We start from the raw sequence: 18,603 nt of genomic DNA on the forward strand, positions 1-18,603 counted from the left end.
TCAAGCACACGTCACATCAGTTATTATAGGTTTAAATCTGAATGCTTTAGGTTCTTATGAATAGTCTGCTCATCATTGGCACACTCATCTTATATATTTCCATACTGTTTATCTGTGCCATATTTGGTGAAAAGTATGCCATGCATCTAAGCGCAAAACGCAGGATGTTGCTGTTTAGTTTAACACTTGGGGTGTACTGTTCTTCTTGGACATTTTATGGTGGTGTCGGCGAAGCTGTAAGGCATGGTATTAACTATTTACCCATTTATTTAGGGCCACTTTTTTTTATTAGTTTTGGCTATTATATTTGGCGAAGAATTGGAAAAATTCGACAATATCACTCTATCGCATCTATTTCAGATTTTATTTCAGCCCGATATGGTAAAAGCGGTGCCCTTGCTGCAATGGTTACTATACTTTCTGTTGTCGGTACTGTGCCTTATCTTGCACTCCAACTTAGAGCAATTTCTTTAAGTACAGTCGCGATCTTGCCCGAAACTGCTTCTGTTCACCTGACCACTAATATTGTACTTTGCCTGACCACCATTATGGTCATGCTTTCCATGGTGTTTAGTACACGTCAGGTCTCAAATACAGAGCAGCATGCAGGACTCATGCTTGCTGTTGCCATTGAATCTTTTGTGAAAATTTTTGCCTTACTGTGCGTTGCCTTATTTTTTATATTTATGCATCCGAACAGCTTGAGCTTACTGTCACACGACTTAAAGCAACAGTATGCAAATATGCAAATATCAGGCGTACCTGAGACATTTTGGACACAAACCATATTAGCAGCCCTCGCTATGATCTGCCTACCTCGCCAGTTTCATGTAGCCGTCGTTGAACTTAGAGATGAGCAACATATTAAAGGTGCTCGAAAGTGGTTTTCAATTTATTTAATTCTAACGGCGATAGCTATTTTTCCTATCGCAAGTTGGGCATTACATTCAGATATTAGTTTATTTGGTATTCCTGATATTGCTGTGCTCACACTGCCATTAAACTATCAGCATGAATGGCTAGCACTTCTTGCATTTCTTGGTGGATTTTCAGCATCGACAGGGATGCTGCTTGTTTCCTCTGTCGCAATCTCTACTATGCTAAGCAATGACTTAATTATGCCTGCAATGTGGCGATTAGGTATTATTTCTCGACATGATGAACGCTTACCATCTGTACTCAAAATCGCACGGCGTATTTCCATTATTTTTGTAATGGCACTCGGCTTCCTTTTCTATCATGTATTTGACAGTGTTGACCAACTTTCAATTTTAGGCTTGCTGGCTTTTACTGCTGTTGCACAGTTCTCCCCTGCGCTTATTGGAGGCTTGTATTGGCGTGGAGGCAGTAAACAAGGTGTCTATGCCGGACTAATTGCTGGCTTTATGATGTGGGGCTATACCCTATTATTACCAACCATTTTAAAACATGTCTCTCCTGCACAATTCTCATTAGATCATCGTATTTTAACAGACGGTTTATTAGGAATTCATATTCTTCGCCCTGAAGCATTATTTGGTTTTTCTTCACTTTCCCCACTCACACATGGTGTACTTTGGTCACTTGGCCTCAATGTTTTACTATATGTTTGGGTATCGCGTATTTATCGCCCTAGCCTTGCAGAGCAGATTCAAGCAGAAAGTTTCTTTTACTATGAAACCAAGGTTTTACCCTCACAACAACAAGCAGATGATGCCAATTATTTTAATACCGATAGTCATCGACTCAAGGTCGCAGATTTATTGGCACTTGCAGGAAGAGTCACAGGCGAAAAACAAGCACAACTTGCTTTTGATAAGTTTGCAAAGCGCTATCATCTCGTTTTGAATCCAAATCATATTGCTAATGGTATTTGGTGGCGATTTACCGAACAATACCTTGCCAGTACCATTGGTGCAGCTTCTGCACGAACACTATTAAAGACAGCACTCGTCAACAATGGGTTAGGCGTTGCTCAAGTTGCAAATATTCTTGACCAAGCCTCTCAGTGGCAACGCTTTAGCCAAAACCTACTAATGACCATGATTGATCATATGGCACAGGGTGTCAGTGTCGTAGATGCAAATATGTGTCTTGTTGCATGGAATACTCAATACCTGACATTGTTTGGCTATCCACAAGAGCTCGTATATGTTGGTTGTCCTGTCGCAGACCTCATTCGTTATAATGCAGAGCGTGGTGAATGTGGCCCCGGCCCTATCGAAGAGCATGTTCGTAAACGCATTCACTGGATGAAAGTTGGAAGCCCTCATGAATATGAGCGCGTGCGTAAAGATGGAAAAGTCATTCAAATTCGTGGAAACCCCATTGAAGGCGGTGGCTTTGTAACAACATTTGCAGATATTACTCCATTTAAGGAAGCCGAAGCTGTACTCGAAGCACGTGTAACCGAAAGAACAAAACAGCTAGAAACAGCACTGGCAGAACAACAACTTGCACGTGAGCAAGCAGATACAGCAAATATGTCAAAAAGCCGTTTTATTGCTGCAGCAAGCCATGACCTTTTACAACCCATGCATGCTGCTCGTTTATTTAGTACCGCATTAGAACAAAGTATTCATCAAGAAGAGGATCGTAAGACCTTACAACAGCTCGATCGTGCCTTATATGGGGCAGAAAGTATGCTTTCAGCACTACTTGATATTGCGCGCCTTGAAGGTGGAACCATTCAACCGAAACGACAAGCCTATCCATTACATGATTTACTCAGCGATCTAAAAATGCAGTTTCAGTCAATTGCTGCTCAGCGTGGTATTAAGTTTCATGTACATGATGCCAAGTTTTGGATTGATACTGACCAACAATGGATTAGACGTATTATTCAAAACTTTGTAAGCAATGCACTTCGCTATACCGCAAAAGGCAAAATTATCGTTGGTGTATTACGCAGTGCCTCACAACCTAACCATATTCGTATTGGTGTTTGGGATACAGGCCCCGGTATTTCTGAAACGCAAAGAAAGAAACTTTTTCAAGAGTTTGAACGATGTGGACATACTTCACCATGGGGTGAACAAGGCTTAGGGCTAGGGCTTGCAATTGTTCAACGCATGACACATATGCTCAACTATCCTGTCAATGTCTATACAGAAATTAATCAGGGTTCATGTTTCATGCTTGAGGTACCTATTACCGATGCGCCTAAGCAAGCAAGTATGGATTTACCAACTGTGAGTACACATCACCAAAACTACAAAATACTATGTTTGGATAATGATGAAGCAATTCTAGAAGGTATGGTCACACTGCTGACAAAGTGGGGCTATGAAGTCTTTAAAGCAAGAGAACCCGAAGAAGCCGAAGACATATTACAACGTGAAAACATTCAGGTTTGGCTCATTGATCAGCATCTAAATCATCACAAACGAGGTTTAGATTTTATTGAGAAAAATCGTCAACAGCATCAAGTTCCTATTGCCCTGATTACTGCAGACTCTGACCCTGAACTTCCTCAACGACTCAAAGCACTCAATATCATGCTACTGCGAAAGCCTTTAAAACCTGCATCTATGCGTGCATGGATTTCAAGACTAAAAATATAGTCTATAAAAAAAGCGAGGTAAACCCTCGCTTTTTTTATGCTATACAATCACAGCTTATATTGTTTTTTCACTAATATTTAATGCACTAATAGCAAGTACAGCTTGTGTACGGTTTTGTACATTCAACTTTCTAAAGATCGCAGTCACATGGGCTTTAATTGTTGCTTCAGACACATCTAAATCATATGCAATTTGTTTATTTAACAAACCTTCTGCAACCATCATCAATACACGGAATTGCTGTGGTGTGAGCGATTGGATACGCTCTGCCAATACCGTTTCATCACTACTACAAGCATCATTAATATGGTGTGCAGATATATTTGCAGGAAGCCATATATCACCCTCTAATACCTGAGTAATGGCATCGCTAATATTGTCAGGATTTGCAGACTTTGGAATATATCCCATTGCACCATGTGTAATTGCACGGCGAATCACGGAGGTTTCTTCATGTGCAGAAACCACTACAATTGGAATTGCTGGATACTGTGCGCGTACATGAACAAGCGCTGAAAATCCTGAAGCACCTGGTAAGTTCAAATCTAGTAATACAAGATCTGGTTCTGCACCACTTTCAAGATATTCATAGAATTCTTTAACGGTTGCTTTTTCTTGAATTTGAGCTTGAGGTAGACCATGACGCACAGCTTGTATTAAAGCATGGCGAAATAAGGGGTGGTCATCAACGATTAGTATATTCATAATACGTTTGGCCATGTCCGTGTAATGTGTGCAAAATGCTGTCTTTACTATAAAAGTAAGTCAATCAATATTACAGATTTTTTACTATTTGTATCTACTTTTTAGCCTAAAATCATATTTTTTTTATCTGTTCTTTTTTTTTATTATAAAAAACATTAAAAATCAGTATCTTTTTAAAAAATATTTTTTCTGATTTTTAATGAAAAGAGCAATATATTCACATATACAAATTTACTTGTATAAATAAAATACTACTAAATAAATAGAAAGTTGTGATTTTTTTTGCACTTTATTTATACATATTATAATAAATCTCATTTTCATATTGTTTATGTAATTAAAGAGTTAAAATTAGACATCGTTTAAGGCACAATATATTTAACTCTATCATTTTTGGAAAAAATTGTGGCAGAACAAAATACGAACGCGATAACAAATGCAGGCAATAAAGCTGCAAACATGTTCGGTCAAAATGGGCAATATCATGATGCCTATTTGACCATAGACCGTATCGTCAATAGCTTTTGGGAACGTGTTCCATACCTATGTATTGCGATTGTGGTATTCATTATCTTTTGGCTACTTTCAAAAGTCTTTAAAGTCTTTGTTGCCAAAGCATTATCAAACCGTCCTTATGCCAAACAAAACCTTGTACTCGTTCTTAACCGTGTAGGTAGTACATTTATTATTTTCTTTGGTTTCCTCATCGCACTGGTGATTGCTATTCCAGGCTTCACCCCAGGTCAGTTAATGAGTGCTTTAGGGATCGGTTCTGTCGCAATCGGTTTTGCATTCAAAGATATCTTTCAAAATCTACTTTCAGGTATTCTTATTTTACTGAGCGAGCCTTTCCGTATTGGCGATGCAATCGTATGTAATGGCTTAGAAGGAACTGTCGAAGATATTCAGATTCGCGCAACAACTCTACGCTCATACGATGGTCGTCGTCTTGTGATTCCAAATGCAACCGTTTATACAAGTTCAATTACTGTTGTTACAGCATATACACAACGCCGTTGTGAATTTAATGTTGGTATTGGTTATACAGATGATATCCAAAAAGCCAAAGAAGTGATTCTTAAAATTTTAACAGATAACAAGAACGTACTAAATCAGCCTGCAAGTATTGTCAATGTTAGTTCACTTGGCGATTTTGCAATTAACATTAATATTCGCTGGTGGATTGATACCAATAAAGTTGCAATTAACAACTCAATCAGTGAAATTCAAGAACTGGTCGTTGCTGAATTTGCGAAAAACAATATTAATATTCCATATCCAATTCAAGAACAAATTACGCAGGCACCTGCAAAATCACTTGAAACTCAAGTTTAATAAGCAGACAAACGCCCAAGTAAATAAGAAACCGCTGTTTCTGTTCTGAGTATACGGTTGCCGAGTTGAATGGCTTGGCAACCGTTTTTTATGAGTAAATCAATCTCATAAGGAATAAAGCCACCTTCGGGCCCAACAATAATAATACCTTGCTCAGATGCAATATTTTTAGGTAGCTTATTTTCAATATATGGATGTGCCACATATGCCCAGTCTTTTTGCTGAATCAGTTCAGGTAAAACATCTTCAACAAATGGTTTAAAACGTTGGTAAAGTTGAATTTCAGGTGCGTAGGTATCACCTGCTTGCTCTAATCCCAAAGTTACATAGTCATCAAGTTGCTTTAAAAATGGACTTTGCCAATAACTTTTATCTACTCGAAAACTATGCAATAAAATAATTTTTTCCACACCTAAAGTGACACTATCCATAATTAAACGGCGCAATACTTTCGGTCTAGGCAATGCAAGTACAAGCGTAATCGGACATTTTTCAGGAAGAGATACCTTTTCTAAGACTTTTATCTCTATTTCTGTTGTATTCATTGCAATAATTTCAGCAATATAGCGTGCACCATTACGTATACCTACTTTTAAAGTATCTCCTACTTTGGCATTTAAATGCCCATAAATATGCGTAAGTTGTCTTTGCTCCCGAATAAACCACCTAGATTGATTCTGTTCAGATTCAGGCAATAAAATAATATTCATAGAAATTGATCAATCAATTTGATATGGCGCGCGACTGAACCTTGGTTTTTACAGAAAATCGTATTGGCTTGCTCAACCATTGCTTGTTGCTGTTGCTCATCGTTCAAAAGTGTATACAGTAACTCTGCAGCCTCTTCAGCCGACTGTACAACTTGCACACCTTTATTTTCCACAAACTCATCAACTAATGTTTGAAAATTAAAATAATTTTTACCGAGTATCGTTGCTATATTCATGGCTATCGGTTCAAGAATATTATGTCCACCACCAGGTTCATTCAGTGAGCCACCCACATAACTCACTTGACTCAAAGCATACCAAATCCATAACTCTCCCATGCTGTCGGCTAAATAGACTTGTGTATTTTGATCAATACTTTGCTGTAAGCTACGGCGTTGAACAGTTAATCCAAGGTTTTCAATAATATTATAAACTTCATTAAATCGTTCGGGATGGCGTGGTACAACAATACATAATAGTTGAGCATCTGTTTTAAGCTGATGTTCTAAAGCACTTAAAATATTCTTTTCTTCATCTGCATGTGTACTTGCCAAAACAATAATTTTTCGACCTTGCAAATGCCAGTCTTGATATATGGCTTTGGCAGTAGTTACTGCTTGTTCAGATGGCTGAATATCAAATTTAATATTACCCACCACACTCATCGACGCCGTATTTTTTCCTAAAGATGCAAAGCGTGTATATGTTGCCTCATCTTGTGTAGCAATCCAGTTTAACTGCGAGAGCATCGGTTGTGTTAAACGCTTAAATTTAGCATAACCATTTGCAGATTTTTCTGAGAGTCTCGCATTCAATAAAAGTTGAGGAATTCCCTTTTTAGACACAATTGCGAGCAAATTTGGCCAAAGCTCTGTTTCCATTAAAAGTAAAATTTTAGGCTGATACTGTTTTAAGAACTTCTCGACTTGCTCTTGTGTATCAATTGGTAGAAAAACGGCTTGAAATGATGAAGGGAATTTTTCCGCAAATAATGATTTTGCTCTTGCCTGACCTGTTTTTGTTGTATTGGTTACAAGTACATTTTTACCTTGCTTTAAATAATGCTCAATAAGTGGCTGAGCTGCATTGGTTTCTCCAACAGAGACAGCATGAAACCAAATGACATTGGTATTTAAGGCAGGTACAAGCTCTCCAAATCGTTGTTTTAATTCCTCATCTAATGCCAATGCACTGTCTGATCTTTTTTTAACTCGCCAACGATAAAGCGGCTGAATACACTGAAGTAGAAACTGATACCAAAATGGAGGCTGCAATGAAAAAATCCTTATCTACGTTGGGTGATATTTCTACACATATAACGTGATAAAACTCACCATAAAATCACCGAAAATTATATCAAAGGATTTAAAAATAACTATGCTTTCCATATAAGAAAGCAAGGTTGTAAGATTAATTTTTACATATCAAATATGACCAATTTGAGGAATAGGCTGTAGACAAAGCAAAATTGAGAAATAAATAAGACATAGCCCAGATACATACATTAAAATTTTACTATATCTTTGGCTATTTAAAATAGTAGCAAACTTCTTAATGAATAAAGTCATCAATATAAACCAAGATGCTATAACTACCGCATGTATAGTAATTAGTAGTACACCTTGTAAGTGATATTGGCTTTGAGAGAAATGAATAAATTGTGGAAAAGCTGCAAGATAGAACATAGATACTTTAGGATTAAGAAGTTGTGTTAGGAAACCCTCTTTAAAGCTATTCAATTCATTTGTTCTTTTTAGATTATTCAGTTGAAAAGACTTTTTATCACTACGACTCATACCCTGCATGATAAATTTCACACCTAAATAGAATAGATATAGTGCACCTATCAACTTTATGGTGATAAATAAATTATTTGATTTTAATAAAATTAAAGAAATCCCAAATAAAGACAAAAGACCATGAATATATGTTGCTACCACCAATCCCAATATTTTAAATAGTGTTTCCCTTTTTCCAATGTAAGAGGCTGTACTAAAAACTAAGAAAGTGTTGGGTCCTGGAGATATAACAAGAATAAAGCAGATAACTATATATTTGAAGAGTGCCATATTTATACCTAAATTTTAATAATTTTCTAGGCTAAATAAACATGTATATCAGCCTTCTAGAACGTATTAGATACTAGAATAATTCTTCTCTTTGCTTGACCATTATTTTATAGTCTAAGCATCATTATTTTTTGGCCTGTCTATCATGATTAAAGAAATAAATACTTTTTTATTGGTTGTTAGATATGGTTCTTTTTCTAAAGCAGCAATTCATTTAGGGATAACAGCCTCAGCTATAAGTGCTCAAATAAAAAATTTAGAAAATCATTTACACGTACAGCTATTTACTCGATCAGCTCACTCAATTGCTTTAACAGATGAAGGTAAAAAAGTTATTGATCATGCAAAAAACTTAATGAACTCATACGAGCAACTAAAATATATATCGAACTCAGAAGTTTATTTAGGAAAAATAAGACTTGGGGTAATTAATACAATACAAACAGGCATATTACCTCTGAGCTTAAAAATATTTCAGCAAAATACAAAGCATGCGGATATGAAAATTATTCCTGGGCTATCAACACAACTTATTTCAGCACTCATTGAAAAAGATCTTGATTTAGCAATTACGGTCAAACCAAACTATTTACTACCCAAAGATATTCTTATCGAAACTCTTTTTTACGAACCATTTGTATTAATCTACCCTGAAAACATTAAAACAACCGAATACAGAGAAATTATAGAAAATAACTTTTTTATTCAATACGATAAAGACTCAATAGATGGCAAACAGGTCTCTCAATTTCTAATTAGAAATAAAATACATCATCACACTATTTATGAATTAGATGAGATTGATGCAATTGTCAAAATGGTGAAGTTAAGTATAGGTGTTTCGATTATTCCTTTAGCTGGTGTGCTGCTTGACTCCCCCGTTACAGGAGTTAAATATTTAAACCTAACATCAGAAAGACTAAATCGAGAAATTGTTTTAATACAGCATTACTCTTCAAAGGATTTAAAATCTCATCAAATATTTAGATCTTGCTTATATGAATCAATTCAAGCACATGCCATGAATAAAGCTTATATGAAAGTATGATGAACTTAACTGGCTCACCATACTTACTTTCATTTACTATTCAGCGACGACTGGATAATCTGTATAGCCTGTTTCCAATGGTTTTTCAGGATTAGGATACATCGTTGAAGTATCCAAATCATTTAAAGGTAAATTCTTGGTTAAACGCGTTAAAAGATCAGGGTTAGCAATATATAATTTACCAAATGAGACTGCATCTGCACGGTTTTCTGCAAGCATTTGCTTAGCAGAATCTGCCGTTAAACCTTCATTTGCAATCCAAGCACCTGTAAACTGCTCACGCAATTTTGGTCCAATACTGTCTTCAGCTTCATACTCACGTGAGAAAACAAAAGCAATATTACGCTTACTTAATTCTTTCACAACATAACTAAATGTTTCTAAAGGATGATCGTCATGCATGTCATGTGAGTCACCACGTGGCGCAATATGTACACCAACACGCCCAGCTCCCCAAACACCGATTAACTCATCAACCACTTCAAGCAGTAACCGCGCACGATTTTCTAAGCTACCGCCGTATTCATCTTCACGCGTATTTGTACCACTTTGCAAGAATTGATCAACCAAATACCCATTGGCAGCATGTAACTCAACACCATCAAAACCTGCTTCTTTTGCAAGTTCTGCACTATGTTTATAAGCTGAAATAATTTCTTTTATTTCAAAAACTTCAAGTGCTTTAGGCGTTACATACGGGCGAATAGGACGTAGTAAACTGACATGGCCTTCTGGTTGAATTGCACTTGGTGCTACTGGTGTTTCGCCATTGAGTAAACTTGGATCTGAAATACGACCAACATGCCAAAGCTGTGCAACAATTTTTGAGTCTTGCTCATGCACAACGTCTATAATTTGACGCCATGCTTGTGCTTGTACTTCATTCCATAGTCCTGGTGTATTTGCATACCCTACTGCATCTGCACCAATCACTGTTGCTTCAGTCAAAATTAAACCTGCATTTGCACGCTGTTTATAATATTCAACCATAATTGATGTCGGCACACGTGATTCATTACTACGTGCACGAGTTAACGGTGCAAGGACTAAACGGTTTTTGAGGGTAAGATCGCCCATTTTTAATGACGAATTTAGATCTGCCATGATATTTCTCACTTCACGATACACTTCGTTGAATCACTAGAGTGTTTGTTGTAAATGTTCAATATATTGCTGAATCAATGCTTCGTTTCTAGAAAAATAAGACCATTGTCCATGTTTTTTTACATCCACCAAACCTGATTTCTGTAACACAGACAAATGGTTGGACATGGTAGATTGTGCAACTTTTCCAAGCTGCTCAATTTGTCCTGCACAAACACCCTGTTCTAAATCACCTGCATATCCACCTGCTAAAAAGTGTTCATGAGGGACTTTCAGCCAAATTAAAATCTGACGTCTTAGAGGGTTTGCAAGTGCCTTACTAATTAAATCAATATCCATAATTAAACTATCTAAAGACATTACTAGAAGGTGGCATTGCTTAACAACCAATAATATCGAATATACACGATATATGTATCGAAATAAATAGATTCATATATCTATTTATTTCGATTTAATAGCAATACCACTTCTTTTATCTATAACAGTATGCCGTTATAGCCCTTTTTTCAGACTTGCTTCAATAAACTTGTCTAAATCACCATCGAGTACCGCAGTCGTATTGGTATTTTCAACACTTGTACGTAAATCTTTAATACGTGAGTCATCCAATACATATGAACGAATCTGACTACCCCAGCCAATATCAGACTTAGAATCTTCAAGTGCTTGCGCTGCATCATTACGTTTTTGCATTTCTAATTCATACAATTTTGCACGAAGCAATTTCCACGCACGGTCACGGTTAGCATGCTGTGAACGTTCATTCTGACATGCCACAACTGTACCTGTTGGTGTATGTGTTAAACGAACTGCTGAATCTGTTTTGTTAATGTGCTGGCCACCTGCACCTGATGCACGATAGGTATCTGTACGTACATCTGCTGGATTAATATCAATTTCAATATTGTCATCCACTTCAGGCGATACAAATACTGCGCTAAATGACGTATGACGACGGTTACCACTATCAAATGGTGACTTACGTACAAGACGGTGCACGCCTGTTTCAGTTCTTAACCAACCGAATGCAAACTCACCTTCAACACGAATCATCGCAGATTTAATCCCTGCGACATCACCATCTGAAACTTCCATAAGTTCCGCTTTAAAGCCATGGCGTTCAATCCAACGCATATACATACGCAATAACATTGATGCCCAATCTTGTGCTTCAGTACCACCAGAACCTGCTTGAATATCTAAGAAGCATGGATTTGGATCCATCGGATTACTAAACATACGACGAAACTCTAACTTCGCCAAAGCTTCTTCTGCTGTATTCAGCTCTGACTCAACATCAGCAAGTAAACTCTCATCTTCTGCTTCAACAGCAAGGTCTAGCATTGCTTTTGCATCTTCTAACTGTTCTGCAAGCTGATCTAATACATTTAGAACGTTTTCAAGCTCACCTTTTTCACGCGCCATCGCTTGCGCGCGATTTTGGTCATTCCATATAGCAGGGTCTTCTAACTCACGTAAAACTTCTTCTAAACGTTCTTTCTTAAGATCGTAGTCAAAGATACCCCCGTAATGTCTCGCTACGATCAGCTAGGTCTTTTAATTGGTTTAGATAAGGATTAATTTCCACGTGAATTTCTCTCTACAAACTATCAATACTCACTTCATTTTACCATATTGCTTCTGTGATACATCAAATAAAGACAATTCAGCAAACTATTGGACCTTCAATTTCAGATTATTTTTCATACAGAAACAAATTAATTATGGTAATATCACATATTTACAACGTTTTTAATAAAACATAACAATATATATTATTAATAAAAATCAGATCCTTAAGTAAGTTAAATTACAATATCTTACGTTTGTACATTTCAATTACGCATGCCTAGTTGACCATAATTTTTTTTTGCATAGACTAAAAGTTGTAACAAAAGATGAATGTGAATTTTCACAGGAGTATCATCATGAAAAAGACATTTATTGCAGCTGCAATCCTTGCAGGTCTTGCATTTACGGGAACAGCAAATGCCTACCAAAGCGAAGTTGGAGGCTCTTATAGCTACTTAGATCCTGATCATGGCAGTGGCGTTAGTCAGTTTGGGGTAAATGGAACATACTACTTTAACCCAGTACAAATTAAGAATTCACCTCTTGCAGAAGCTGCATTCTTAGATCGTGCAAGTAATGTAAATGCTGCCGTAAATTACGGTGACAATGACGGCACAAAAAACTCTACCTATGGCATTGGTGCTGAGTACTATGTACCAAACTCAGACTTCTACTTAGGTGGTGGTGTTGCACGTGACGAATATAAAGTAAAACGCTATGGCGTAGACAATAAAACTACGCGTTACAACGCAGAAGTTGGTTATCTACCTGCACCAGGTTTATTGGTTGCCGTTGGTGTACAAGGCTATGACGTAAAAGATGGTGATGATGGTGCAGACCCAACTTTACGTGCAAAATATGTTACGCAGATTGGTCAACATGACATCAACTTAGAAGCACGTGGTGTATTTGGTGATGGCAACAACAAACAATACTATGTTGGTGGCGACTACTACATCGACAAAACTTTGAGTGTTGGTGCGGACTATACAAAAGACAAATCTATTGACCAAGATCAATGGGGAATTACTGCGAAGAAATTCTTCAACGAAAATCTTAGTGTAGATGGTCGTCTTGGTTTCGGTGATGATAAATATAATACCTATACTGTAGGTGCATCTTACCGTTTCTAAGAGTTAACTATATCAAAAGCCATGCAATTGCATGGCTTTTTTTATAGCGAATATAAATGTTTAATTTTCAGTTGCAAATTTACTCTGCCATTAAATTCATTTTTATCTAATGTATATACAAGATAGATTTGATCTTTATTTTCATTAAATTCAAATTTATCAAAAGCATTGAATGCAATTGCATCTAGTTGCTGACCTGATGATAATTTCAATGTGAGTTTAAGATGTTTATCTTTGAGCCAACGATAATTCACAATATCAAAAGCACCCTCAAAAACAGGAGATGGAAAATTTTGTCCCCATGGGCCAAGTGCTTCAATGTCATCAATGGTCTGTAAATTAAAATCCTTATCTTCAAGTTGTCCATCTGTCCAGATCGTTGCCTCTAATAATTGAGGATCAACTTCCGACACATATTTTTCAAAACAAGATTTAAACTCATTAAAATATTTTTTCTCAATAGTCAGCCCTGCTGCCGCTGCATGACCACCAAAGTAACGAACAAGATAAGGATGTATTTCTGCAACCTTTTCAATCATATCTCGGATATGAATTCCTTCAACCGAGCGAGCAGAGCCTTTGATGTGAATACCATCTTCATCAGGTGCAAATACGATACTTGGGCGATGAAACTGCTCTTTTAAACGCCCTGCCACAATACCAATTACGCCTTGATGCCAATGTGGCTCAAATAATACTAAAGCACTTGGAAGCTGTGTGGTATCTAACTGAATCTGCGCTAAAGCATTTAGTGCCTCTTCTTTCATTTCAGTTTCAACTTGGCGTCTTTCTAAATTCAACTGTTGTAACTGTCTTGCGAGTGCATATGCCTCGGAAAAATCATTAGACAACAAACAATCAATACCAATACGCATGCTGTCCATACGCCCTGCAGCATTTAGCCTTGGGCCTAAAACAAAACCAAAGTCTTGTACACTCAATGTACTAAAATCACGACCTGCAACATCAAGTAAAGCCAAAATACCTGCACGGCATTGACCACTTTGAATTTGCTTTAAACCCATCTGTATTAAAATACGATTGTTATAATCTAAAGTTGCTACATCTGCATATGTACCAAGCGCGACCAAATCTAAATACTGTGTCACTGACGCAACTTTTTTATTTTGTTGCTTACGTAACTTCATTAAGCTCGCAAGAATATAAAAAGCAACACCCACCCCTGCAAGTGCTTTACTTGGAAAACCACAGCCCAGCTGATTTGGATTTACGACTGCTTCCGCTTTGGGCGGTTGCTTTGTCGTTAGGTGATGGTCTGTAATAATGACTTTCATGCCATAAGACTGTGCTCTTTCCACCCCTTCATGACTTGAAATACCATTATCAACCGTTATCAATAAATGAGGTTGATACGTATCTTGTACCAAGTCAGCAATTTTAGCTGTCAGACCATAGCCATATTTAAAACGATCAGGCACGATATATTCAACATCCGCATTTATAGCACGCAGTACCAAAACCATAATAGCTGTACTGGTTGCACCATCAGCATCATAGTCTCCTACAATAACAACCTTTTGCTGAGACTCAATGACATCATTAAGCAAAGTCACTGCACTTTCTAAACCTTTTAAAGTCGGTTTAAGCAATCGTGGCAACTTTAATTCTAGCTCTGATGCTGACTGAATTTCACGGCGCGCCAAAATGTTAGCCATAAATGGCGAAAGCCCTAGAAAAGTATCAGGGCTCGTTTTAATTGGTCTTTGACGAATATGTAATATAGACATTTATGGCATTAAACGCTGAAGTGTCCAAGTCGTGTCTTGCTTTATATATTGAAGACGGTCATGCAAACGGTTTGGGCGACCTTGCCAAAACTCATAAGAAGTTGCTTGCAAACGATAACCACCCCAAAATGCTGGCTTATCTAAAACAGACTGCTGTTTCACTTCTTCAGATAAAGTTTCAAACTTCTGTTGTAAGGTCTGTCTATTTTCAATCGTACCACTTTGAGGTGTACTTACATGGGCAGCAATCTGACTCTCTCGTGGTCTTTTATGATAATACTCTGCTGACTCTTGCTCAGAAATTTTAATCACTTGACCATGAATACGGATTTGACGCTCTAAACTCGGCCAATAAAACAAAATTTCTGCACATGGGTTTTCTTCAATATCCAATCCTTTTTGACTATCATAATTGGTATAAAAGTCATATCCTAAATCGGTTGCACCACGTAACAGTACCGTTCGCACATGTGGATGCCCTTGCCCATCTGCTGTAGCAAGATACATTGCATAGGGCTCATGAAGCTGTGCTTCTAATGCAAAATTAAACCAATTTAAAAATTGTTCATGTGGGTCATTTGAAACTTGGTCTTCGACAAGCTCACCTTGCTCGTAGCTTAAACGTAGTTCACTGAGATCTTTAATTGTATCTGTCATTACGCATTTTCCTCAGCATGTTTACGAATTAAATCAGCCAAGTCATTTGCTAAAGCTTGAACTTCAGATGCATGCTCACCTTCGACCATGACACGAATCATAGGCTCTGTTCCTGATTTACGAATAAGCAGACGCCCACGACCTTCAAGCTGTTTTTCAGCATTTTTAAATGCTTCTACCAAATGTGGTACAGCAAATGGATCAATCATTTTCTCTAAGCGTACATTTACAAGAATTTGAGGAAATAACTTCAGTTCTGAGGTCAGTTCATGTAATGATTTTTGCTGATAAACCATCACCGTAAGTACTTGTAACGTCGCAATAATGGCATCACCCGTGGTACTTTTATCGAGTGTTAGAATATGACCCGATGGCTCACCACCAATACTCCACTGTTTTTCTGCAAGCGCTTGCAGTACATAACGGTCACCAACATTTGCCCGTACAAATGGCACTTCTGCTTGTTTAAGTGCAAGCTCAAAAGCCATATTACTCATGACAGTGCCAACAATACCTAAAGGCTTTTTCTTTGCTTTTGTCGCCAAAATATAAAGAATATGGTCACCATCAATGAGGTTTCCTTGATGATCCACAAGTACAACACGGTCTGCATCACCATCAAATGCAACGCCTAAATCGGCCTGATGCTCAAGTACTGCTTTTTGTAATGCTTGCGGATGAGTTGAACCACAATTCTCATTAATGTTTAAACCATTTGGTTCATTATAAATTGTGACAACTTTTGCCCCAAGCTCTCGAAACACAGCAGGTCCTACGTTATAAGCAGCACCATTTGCACAGTCCACAACAATTTTTAAATTTCTTAAATCATAATGATATGGAAAAGTTGATTTACAGAACTCAATATAACGACCATTCGCATCTTTTACACGAACACTCTTACCAAGATCGGCAGTATTTTCAATTAGAATTTCTTTTTTAAGTTCTTCATTAATCGCATTTTGAAGACTATCAGGCAATTTCTTTCCTTCAGCAGAAAAGAATTTAATCCCATTATCAAAATATGGGTTATGAGATGCAGAAATTACAATCCCTGCATCAGCATGTAATGCACGTGTTAGGTGTGCGATTGCTGGGGTTGGAAGAGGCCCAAGTAAATGAACATATACGCCTGCAGCATTTAAACCCGACTGTAACGCAGACTCAAGAATATACCCAGAAAGACGTGTATCTTTACCTAAAACAACAACAGGTTTATGATTAAAGCTTTGCTGCTTTAATATCGTACCTGCTGCAAATCCTAGTTTTAATGCAAACTCTGGTGTAATTGGAAGCTGTCCAAATTTTCCACGTATACCATCTGTGCCAAAATAACTCATGTGTCTCTCGTATTTTATATTACTTTACTGGTTAACTTAAAATGTTAATTCATTTTCATAATTTGAAATACTTTACACCAAAAATAAAAAAACCGTCATAACAATGACGGTTTTTCTACATTTAAATTACGAAAAACATGAATTATCCTAAACGATAATTCGGTGCTTCTTTCGTAATGGTCACATCATGTACATGTGATTCTTTCATACCAGCAGCAGTAATTTTTACAAATTTTGCATTATGGCGTAAATCATCAACTGTTGCTGAGCCTGTATAACCCATTGAAGAACGAAGTCCACCCATCATTTGATGTAGGATTGTACCCATGTTTCCTTTATAAGGAACACGTCCTTCAATACCTTCAGGAACAAGTTTCTCAGCACCTGCTTTCGCATCTTGGAAATAACGGTCAGCAGAGCCTGAAGAGCCAGCCATCGCACCTAAAGAACCCATACCACGATATGCTTTATAGTAACGCCCTTGGAAAAACTCAACTTCGCCTGGTGCTTCCTCAGTACCTGCAAGTAAAGAACCAACCATGATTGTACTTGCACCTGCACCAATGGCTTTAGACATATCACCCGAGAAACGAATACCACCATCAGCAATTAAAGGAATTTGTTCTTTTAATGCATTCGCTACGCTATCAATTGCAGAAATTTGTGGAACACCAATACCTGCAACAATACGCGTTGTACAAATAGAGCCTGGGCCAATACCAACTTTCACTGCATCAGCACCAGCATCTAATAATGCAAGTGCAGCATCACCTGTTGCAATATTCCCACCAATCACTTGAACTTGAGGGAAGTTCTTCTTCACCCAGTTTACGCGATCAATTACCCCTGCTGAGTGTCCATGTGCTGTATCAACAACAATCACATCTACACCTGCTTCAACTAAAGCTTCAACACGAGATGGTGTTTCTGCACCAGTACCTACTGCTGCACCAACACGCAAACGCCCTAAATGATCTTTAGAACTGTTTGGATAAGACTCTGCTTTGCGGAAGTCAGTCACTGTAATTAAGCCTTTAAGTGCTTGATTATCATCAACCACTAAAACTTTTTCAATACGGTGCTTTTGTAATAATGCTTGAATATTTTCTTTAGATTCGCCTTCACGTACAGTAACTAAACGCTCTTGTGTCGTCATTAAATTACTAACAGGCTGTTCTAGATTTGTTTCAAAGCGTGTATCACGCCCAGTAATCATACCAACAACACGGCCATCTTTTACAACAGGCAAACCACTAATATTATTTGCTTGTTTAATTGCGATAAGCTCACGTACTGTTGTTTCTGGTGTAACAGTAATAGGGTCTTTGACCATACCCGCTTCGAATTTCTTAACACGGCGAACTTCAGCCGCTTGAGCAGCAATATCCATATTTTTATGAATAATACCAATACCACCATTTTGTGCCATTGCAATTGCCATACGGGCTTCTGTAACCGTATCCATTGCAGCAGAAACAAGAGGAACATTCAGGTGGATGTCACGTGTTAAACGCGACTTTAGAGAAACATCTTTTGGGAGGACAGTAGAATAGGCAGGCACTAAAAGGACATCATCGAAGGTTAGCGCTTCTTGAATGATGGTTAGCATAACAATCTCACTGGTTAATTCCGTGAGC

At 37.6% G+C, this 18,603-nt stretch carries 15 protein-coding genes; 4 read left to right on the forward strand and 11 right to left on the reverse strand.

The window, feature by feature from the left end; all coding sequences use genetic code 11:
• Positions 1–56: 56 nt before the first annotated feature.
• Positions 57–3,542: a hybrid sensor histidine kinase/response regulator gene (locus P256_RS08030; RefSeq protein WP_023273186.1), complete on the forward strand. Its 3,486-nt coding sequence runs from the start codon at positions 57–59 to the stop codon at positions 3,540–3,542.
• Between the two features lie 54 nt (positions 3,543–3,596).
• On the opposite strand, the gene P256_RS08035 is transcribed toward P256_RS08030, so the two are convergent.
• Positions 3,597–4,247 carry a response regulator gene (locus tag P256_RS08035; RefSeq protein ID WP_040332014.1) on the reverse strand — a complete coding sequence of 217 codons (651 nt, stop codon included), beginning with the start codon at positions 4,245–4,247 and terminating at the stop codon, positions 3,597–3,599.
• A gap of 429 nt (positions 4,248–4,676) precedes the next feature.
• On the opposite strand from P256_RS08035, the gene P256_RS08040 reads away from it, so the two are divergent.
• The gene (locus P256_RS08040) at positions 4,677–5,582 is read left to right on the forward strand and encodes a mechanosensitive ion channel family protein (protein ID WP_051353582.1); all 906 of its coding nucleotides are present in this window, start codon (positions 4,677–4,679) and stop codon (positions 5,580–5,582) included.
• Here the strand turns inward: P256_RS08040 and P256_RS08045 are convergent.
• The 3 genes from P256_RS08045 to P256_RS08055 form a co-directional block, all read right to left on the reverse strand.
• Positions 5,579–6,292 carry a 16S rRNA (uracil(1498)-N(3))-methyltransferase gene (locus P256_RS08045; RefSeq protein ID WP_023273189.1) on the reverse strand — a complete coding sequence of 238 codons (714 nt, stop codon included), beginning with the start codon at positions 6,290–6,292 and terminating at the stop codon, positions 5,579–5,581. The two genes, P256_RS08040 and P256_RS08045, sit on opposite strands and share 4 nt — an antisense overlap.
• On the reverse strand, positions 6,289–7,566 hold the full coding sequence (locus P256_RS08050) for a 3-deoxy-D-manno-octulosonic acid transferase (protein WP_023273190.1): 1,278 nt from the start codon (positions 7,564–7,566) through the stop codon (positions 6,289–6,291). The genes P256_RS08045 and P256_RS08050 overlap by 4 nt, the downstream gene beginning before the upstream one ends.
• A 150-nt stretch (positions 7,567–7,716) precedes the next feature.
• Positions 7,717–8,361, reverse strand: a complete 645-nt coding sequence (locus P256_RS08055) for a LysE family translocator (protein WP_023273191.1) — start codon at positions 8,359–8,361, stop codon at positions 7,717–7,719.
• Positions 8,362–8,506: 145 nt separating this feature from the next.
• Between P256_RS08055 and P256_RS08060 the strand changes: the two genes are divergently transcribed.
• Positions 8,507–9,409 (forward strand): LysR family transcriptional regulator, encoded by a 903-nt coding sequence (locus P256_RS08060; RefSeq protein WP_023273192.1) that lies wholly within the window; start codon positions 8,507–8,509, stop codon positions 9,407–9,409.
• Positions 9,410–9,445: 36 nt separating this feature from the next.
• Here the strand turns inward: P256_RS08060 and P256_RS08065 are convergent, their stop codons facing one another.
• The 3 genes from P256_RS08065 to prfB all read right to left on the reverse strand — a co-directional run bounded on the left by P256_RS08065 (position 9,446) and on the right by prfB (position 12,104).
• Positions 9,446–10,513: an alkene reductase gene (locus tag P256_RS08065; protein WP_023273193.1), complete on the reverse strand. Its 1,068-nt coding sequence runs from the start codon at positions 10,511–10,513 to the stop codon at positions 9,446–9,448.
• 36 nt (positions 10,514–10,549) lie between these two features.
• The gene (locus P256_RS08070) at positions 10,550–10,852 is read right to left on the reverse strand and encodes an ArsR/SmtB family transcription factor (protein ID WP_040331968.1); all 303 of its coding nucleotides are present in this window, start codon (positions 10,850–10,852) and stop codon (positions 10,550–10,552) included.
• A gap of 156 nt (positions 10,853–11,008) precedes the next feature.
• Positions 11,009–12,104 (reverse strand): peptide chain release factor 2 gene (prfB, locus tag P256_RS08075; RefSeq protein WP_155756753.1). Its coding sequence is split into 2 segments (ribosomal slippage): positions 11,009–12,031 and positions 12,033–12,104, totalling 1,095 coding nucleotides; the frame shifts between segments, so codons are not numbered across the junction.
• Positions 12,105–12,444: 340 nt separating this feature from the next.
• On the opposite strand from prfB, the gene P256_RS08080 reads away from it, so the two are divergent.
• Positions 12,445–13,221, forward strand: a complete 777-nt coding sequence (locus P256_RS08080; RefSeq protein ID WP_023273196.1) for a putative porin — start codon at positions 12,445–12,447, stop codon at positions 13,219–13,221.
• A 41-nt stretch (positions 13,222–13,262) separates the two neighbouring features.
• On the opposite strand, the gene recJ is transcribed toward P256_RS08080, so the two are convergent.
• The 4 genes from recJ to guaB form a co-directional block, all read right to left on the reverse strand.
• The gene (recJ, locus tag P256_RS08085) at positions 13,263–14,969 is read right to left on the reverse strand and encodes a single-stranded-DNA-specific exonuclease RecJ (RefSeq protein WP_023273197.1); all 1,707 of its coding nucleotides are present in this window, start codon (positions 14,967–14,969) and stop codon (positions 13,263–13,265) included.
• Entirely contained in the window at positions 14,970–15,626 is a 657-nt protein-coding gene (gene pdxH, locus P256_RS08090) for a pyridoxamine 5'-phosphate oxidase (RefSeq protein WP_023273198.1), read from the reverse strand. It abuts the gene before it with no gap.
• On the reverse strand, positions 15,626–16,966 hold the full coding sequence (gene glmM / locus P256_RS08095) for a phosphoglucosamine mutase (protein ID WP_023273199.1): 1,341 nt from the start codon (positions 16,964–16,966) through the stop codon (positions 15,626–15,628). Before glmM ends, pdxH begins: the two co-directional genes overlap by 1 nt.
• 142 nt (positions 16,967–17,108) lie before the next feature.
• A complete protein-coding gene (gene guaB / locus P256_RS08100; protein WP_023273200.1) occupies positions 17,109–18,575 on the reverse strand; it encodes an IMP dehydrogenase in 1,467 nt (488 codons plus the stop codon).
• Between the last annotated feature and the right edge of the window lie 28 nt (positions 18,576–18,603).

It is taken from the genome of Acinetobacter nectaris CIP 110549 (assembly GCF_000488215.1).
Classification (GTDB): domain Bacteria; phylum Pseudomonadota; class Gammaproteobacteria; order Pseudomonadales; family Moraxellaceae; genus Acinetobacter; species Acinetobacter nectaris.

Excerpts from the sequence above, each read along its gene's own strand:
- guaB (WP_023273200.1), bottom strand. The coding sequence starts at position 18,575 with ATGCTAACCATCATTCAAGAAGCGCTAACCTTCGATGATGTCCTTTTA.
- P256_RS08080 (WP_023273196.1), top strand. The coding sequence starts at position 12,445 with ATGAAAAAGACATTTATTGCAGCTGCAATCCTTGCAGGTCTTGCATTT.
- P256_RS08045 (WP_023273189.1), bottom strand. The coding sequence starts at position 6,292 with ATGAATATTATTTTATTGCCTGAATCTGAACAGAATCAATCTAGGTGG.
- P256_RS08035 (WP_040332014.1), bottom strand. The coding sequence starts at position 4,247 with ATGAATATACTAATCGTTGATGACCACCCCTTATTTCGCCATGCTTTA.
- P256_RS08065 (WP_023273193.1), bottom strand. The coding sequence starts at position 10,513 with ATGGCAGATCTAAATTCGTCATTAAAAATGGGCGATCTTACCCTCAAA.
- P256_RS08060 (WP_023273192.1), top strand. The coding sequence starts at position 8,507 with ATGATTAAAGAAATAAATACTTTTTTATTGGTTGTTAGATATGGTTCT.
- pdxH (WP_023273198.1), bottom strand. The coding sequence starts at position 15,626 with ATGACAGATACAATTAAAGATCTCAGTGAACTACGTTTAAGCTACGAG.
- recJ (WP_023273197.1), bottom strand. The coding sequence starts at position 14,969 with ATGTCTATATTACATATTCGTCAAAGACCAATTAAAACGAGCCCTGAT.
- P256_RS08055 (WP_023273191.1), bottom strand. The coding sequence starts at position 8,361 with ATGGCACTCTTCAAATATATAGTTATCTGCTTTATTCTTGTTATATCT.
- P256_RS08070 (WP_040331968.1), bottom strand. The coding sequence starts at position 10,852 with ATGGATATTGATTTAATTAGTAAGGCACTTGCAAACCCTCTAAGACGT.
- glmM (WP_023273199.1), bottom strand. The coding sequence starts at position 16,966 with ATGAGTTATTTTGGCACAGATGGTATACGTGGAAAATTTGGACAGCTT.
- P256_RS08030 (WP_023273186.1), top strand. The coding sequence starts at position 57 with ATGAATAGTCTGCTCATCATTGGCACACTCATCTTATATATTTCCATA.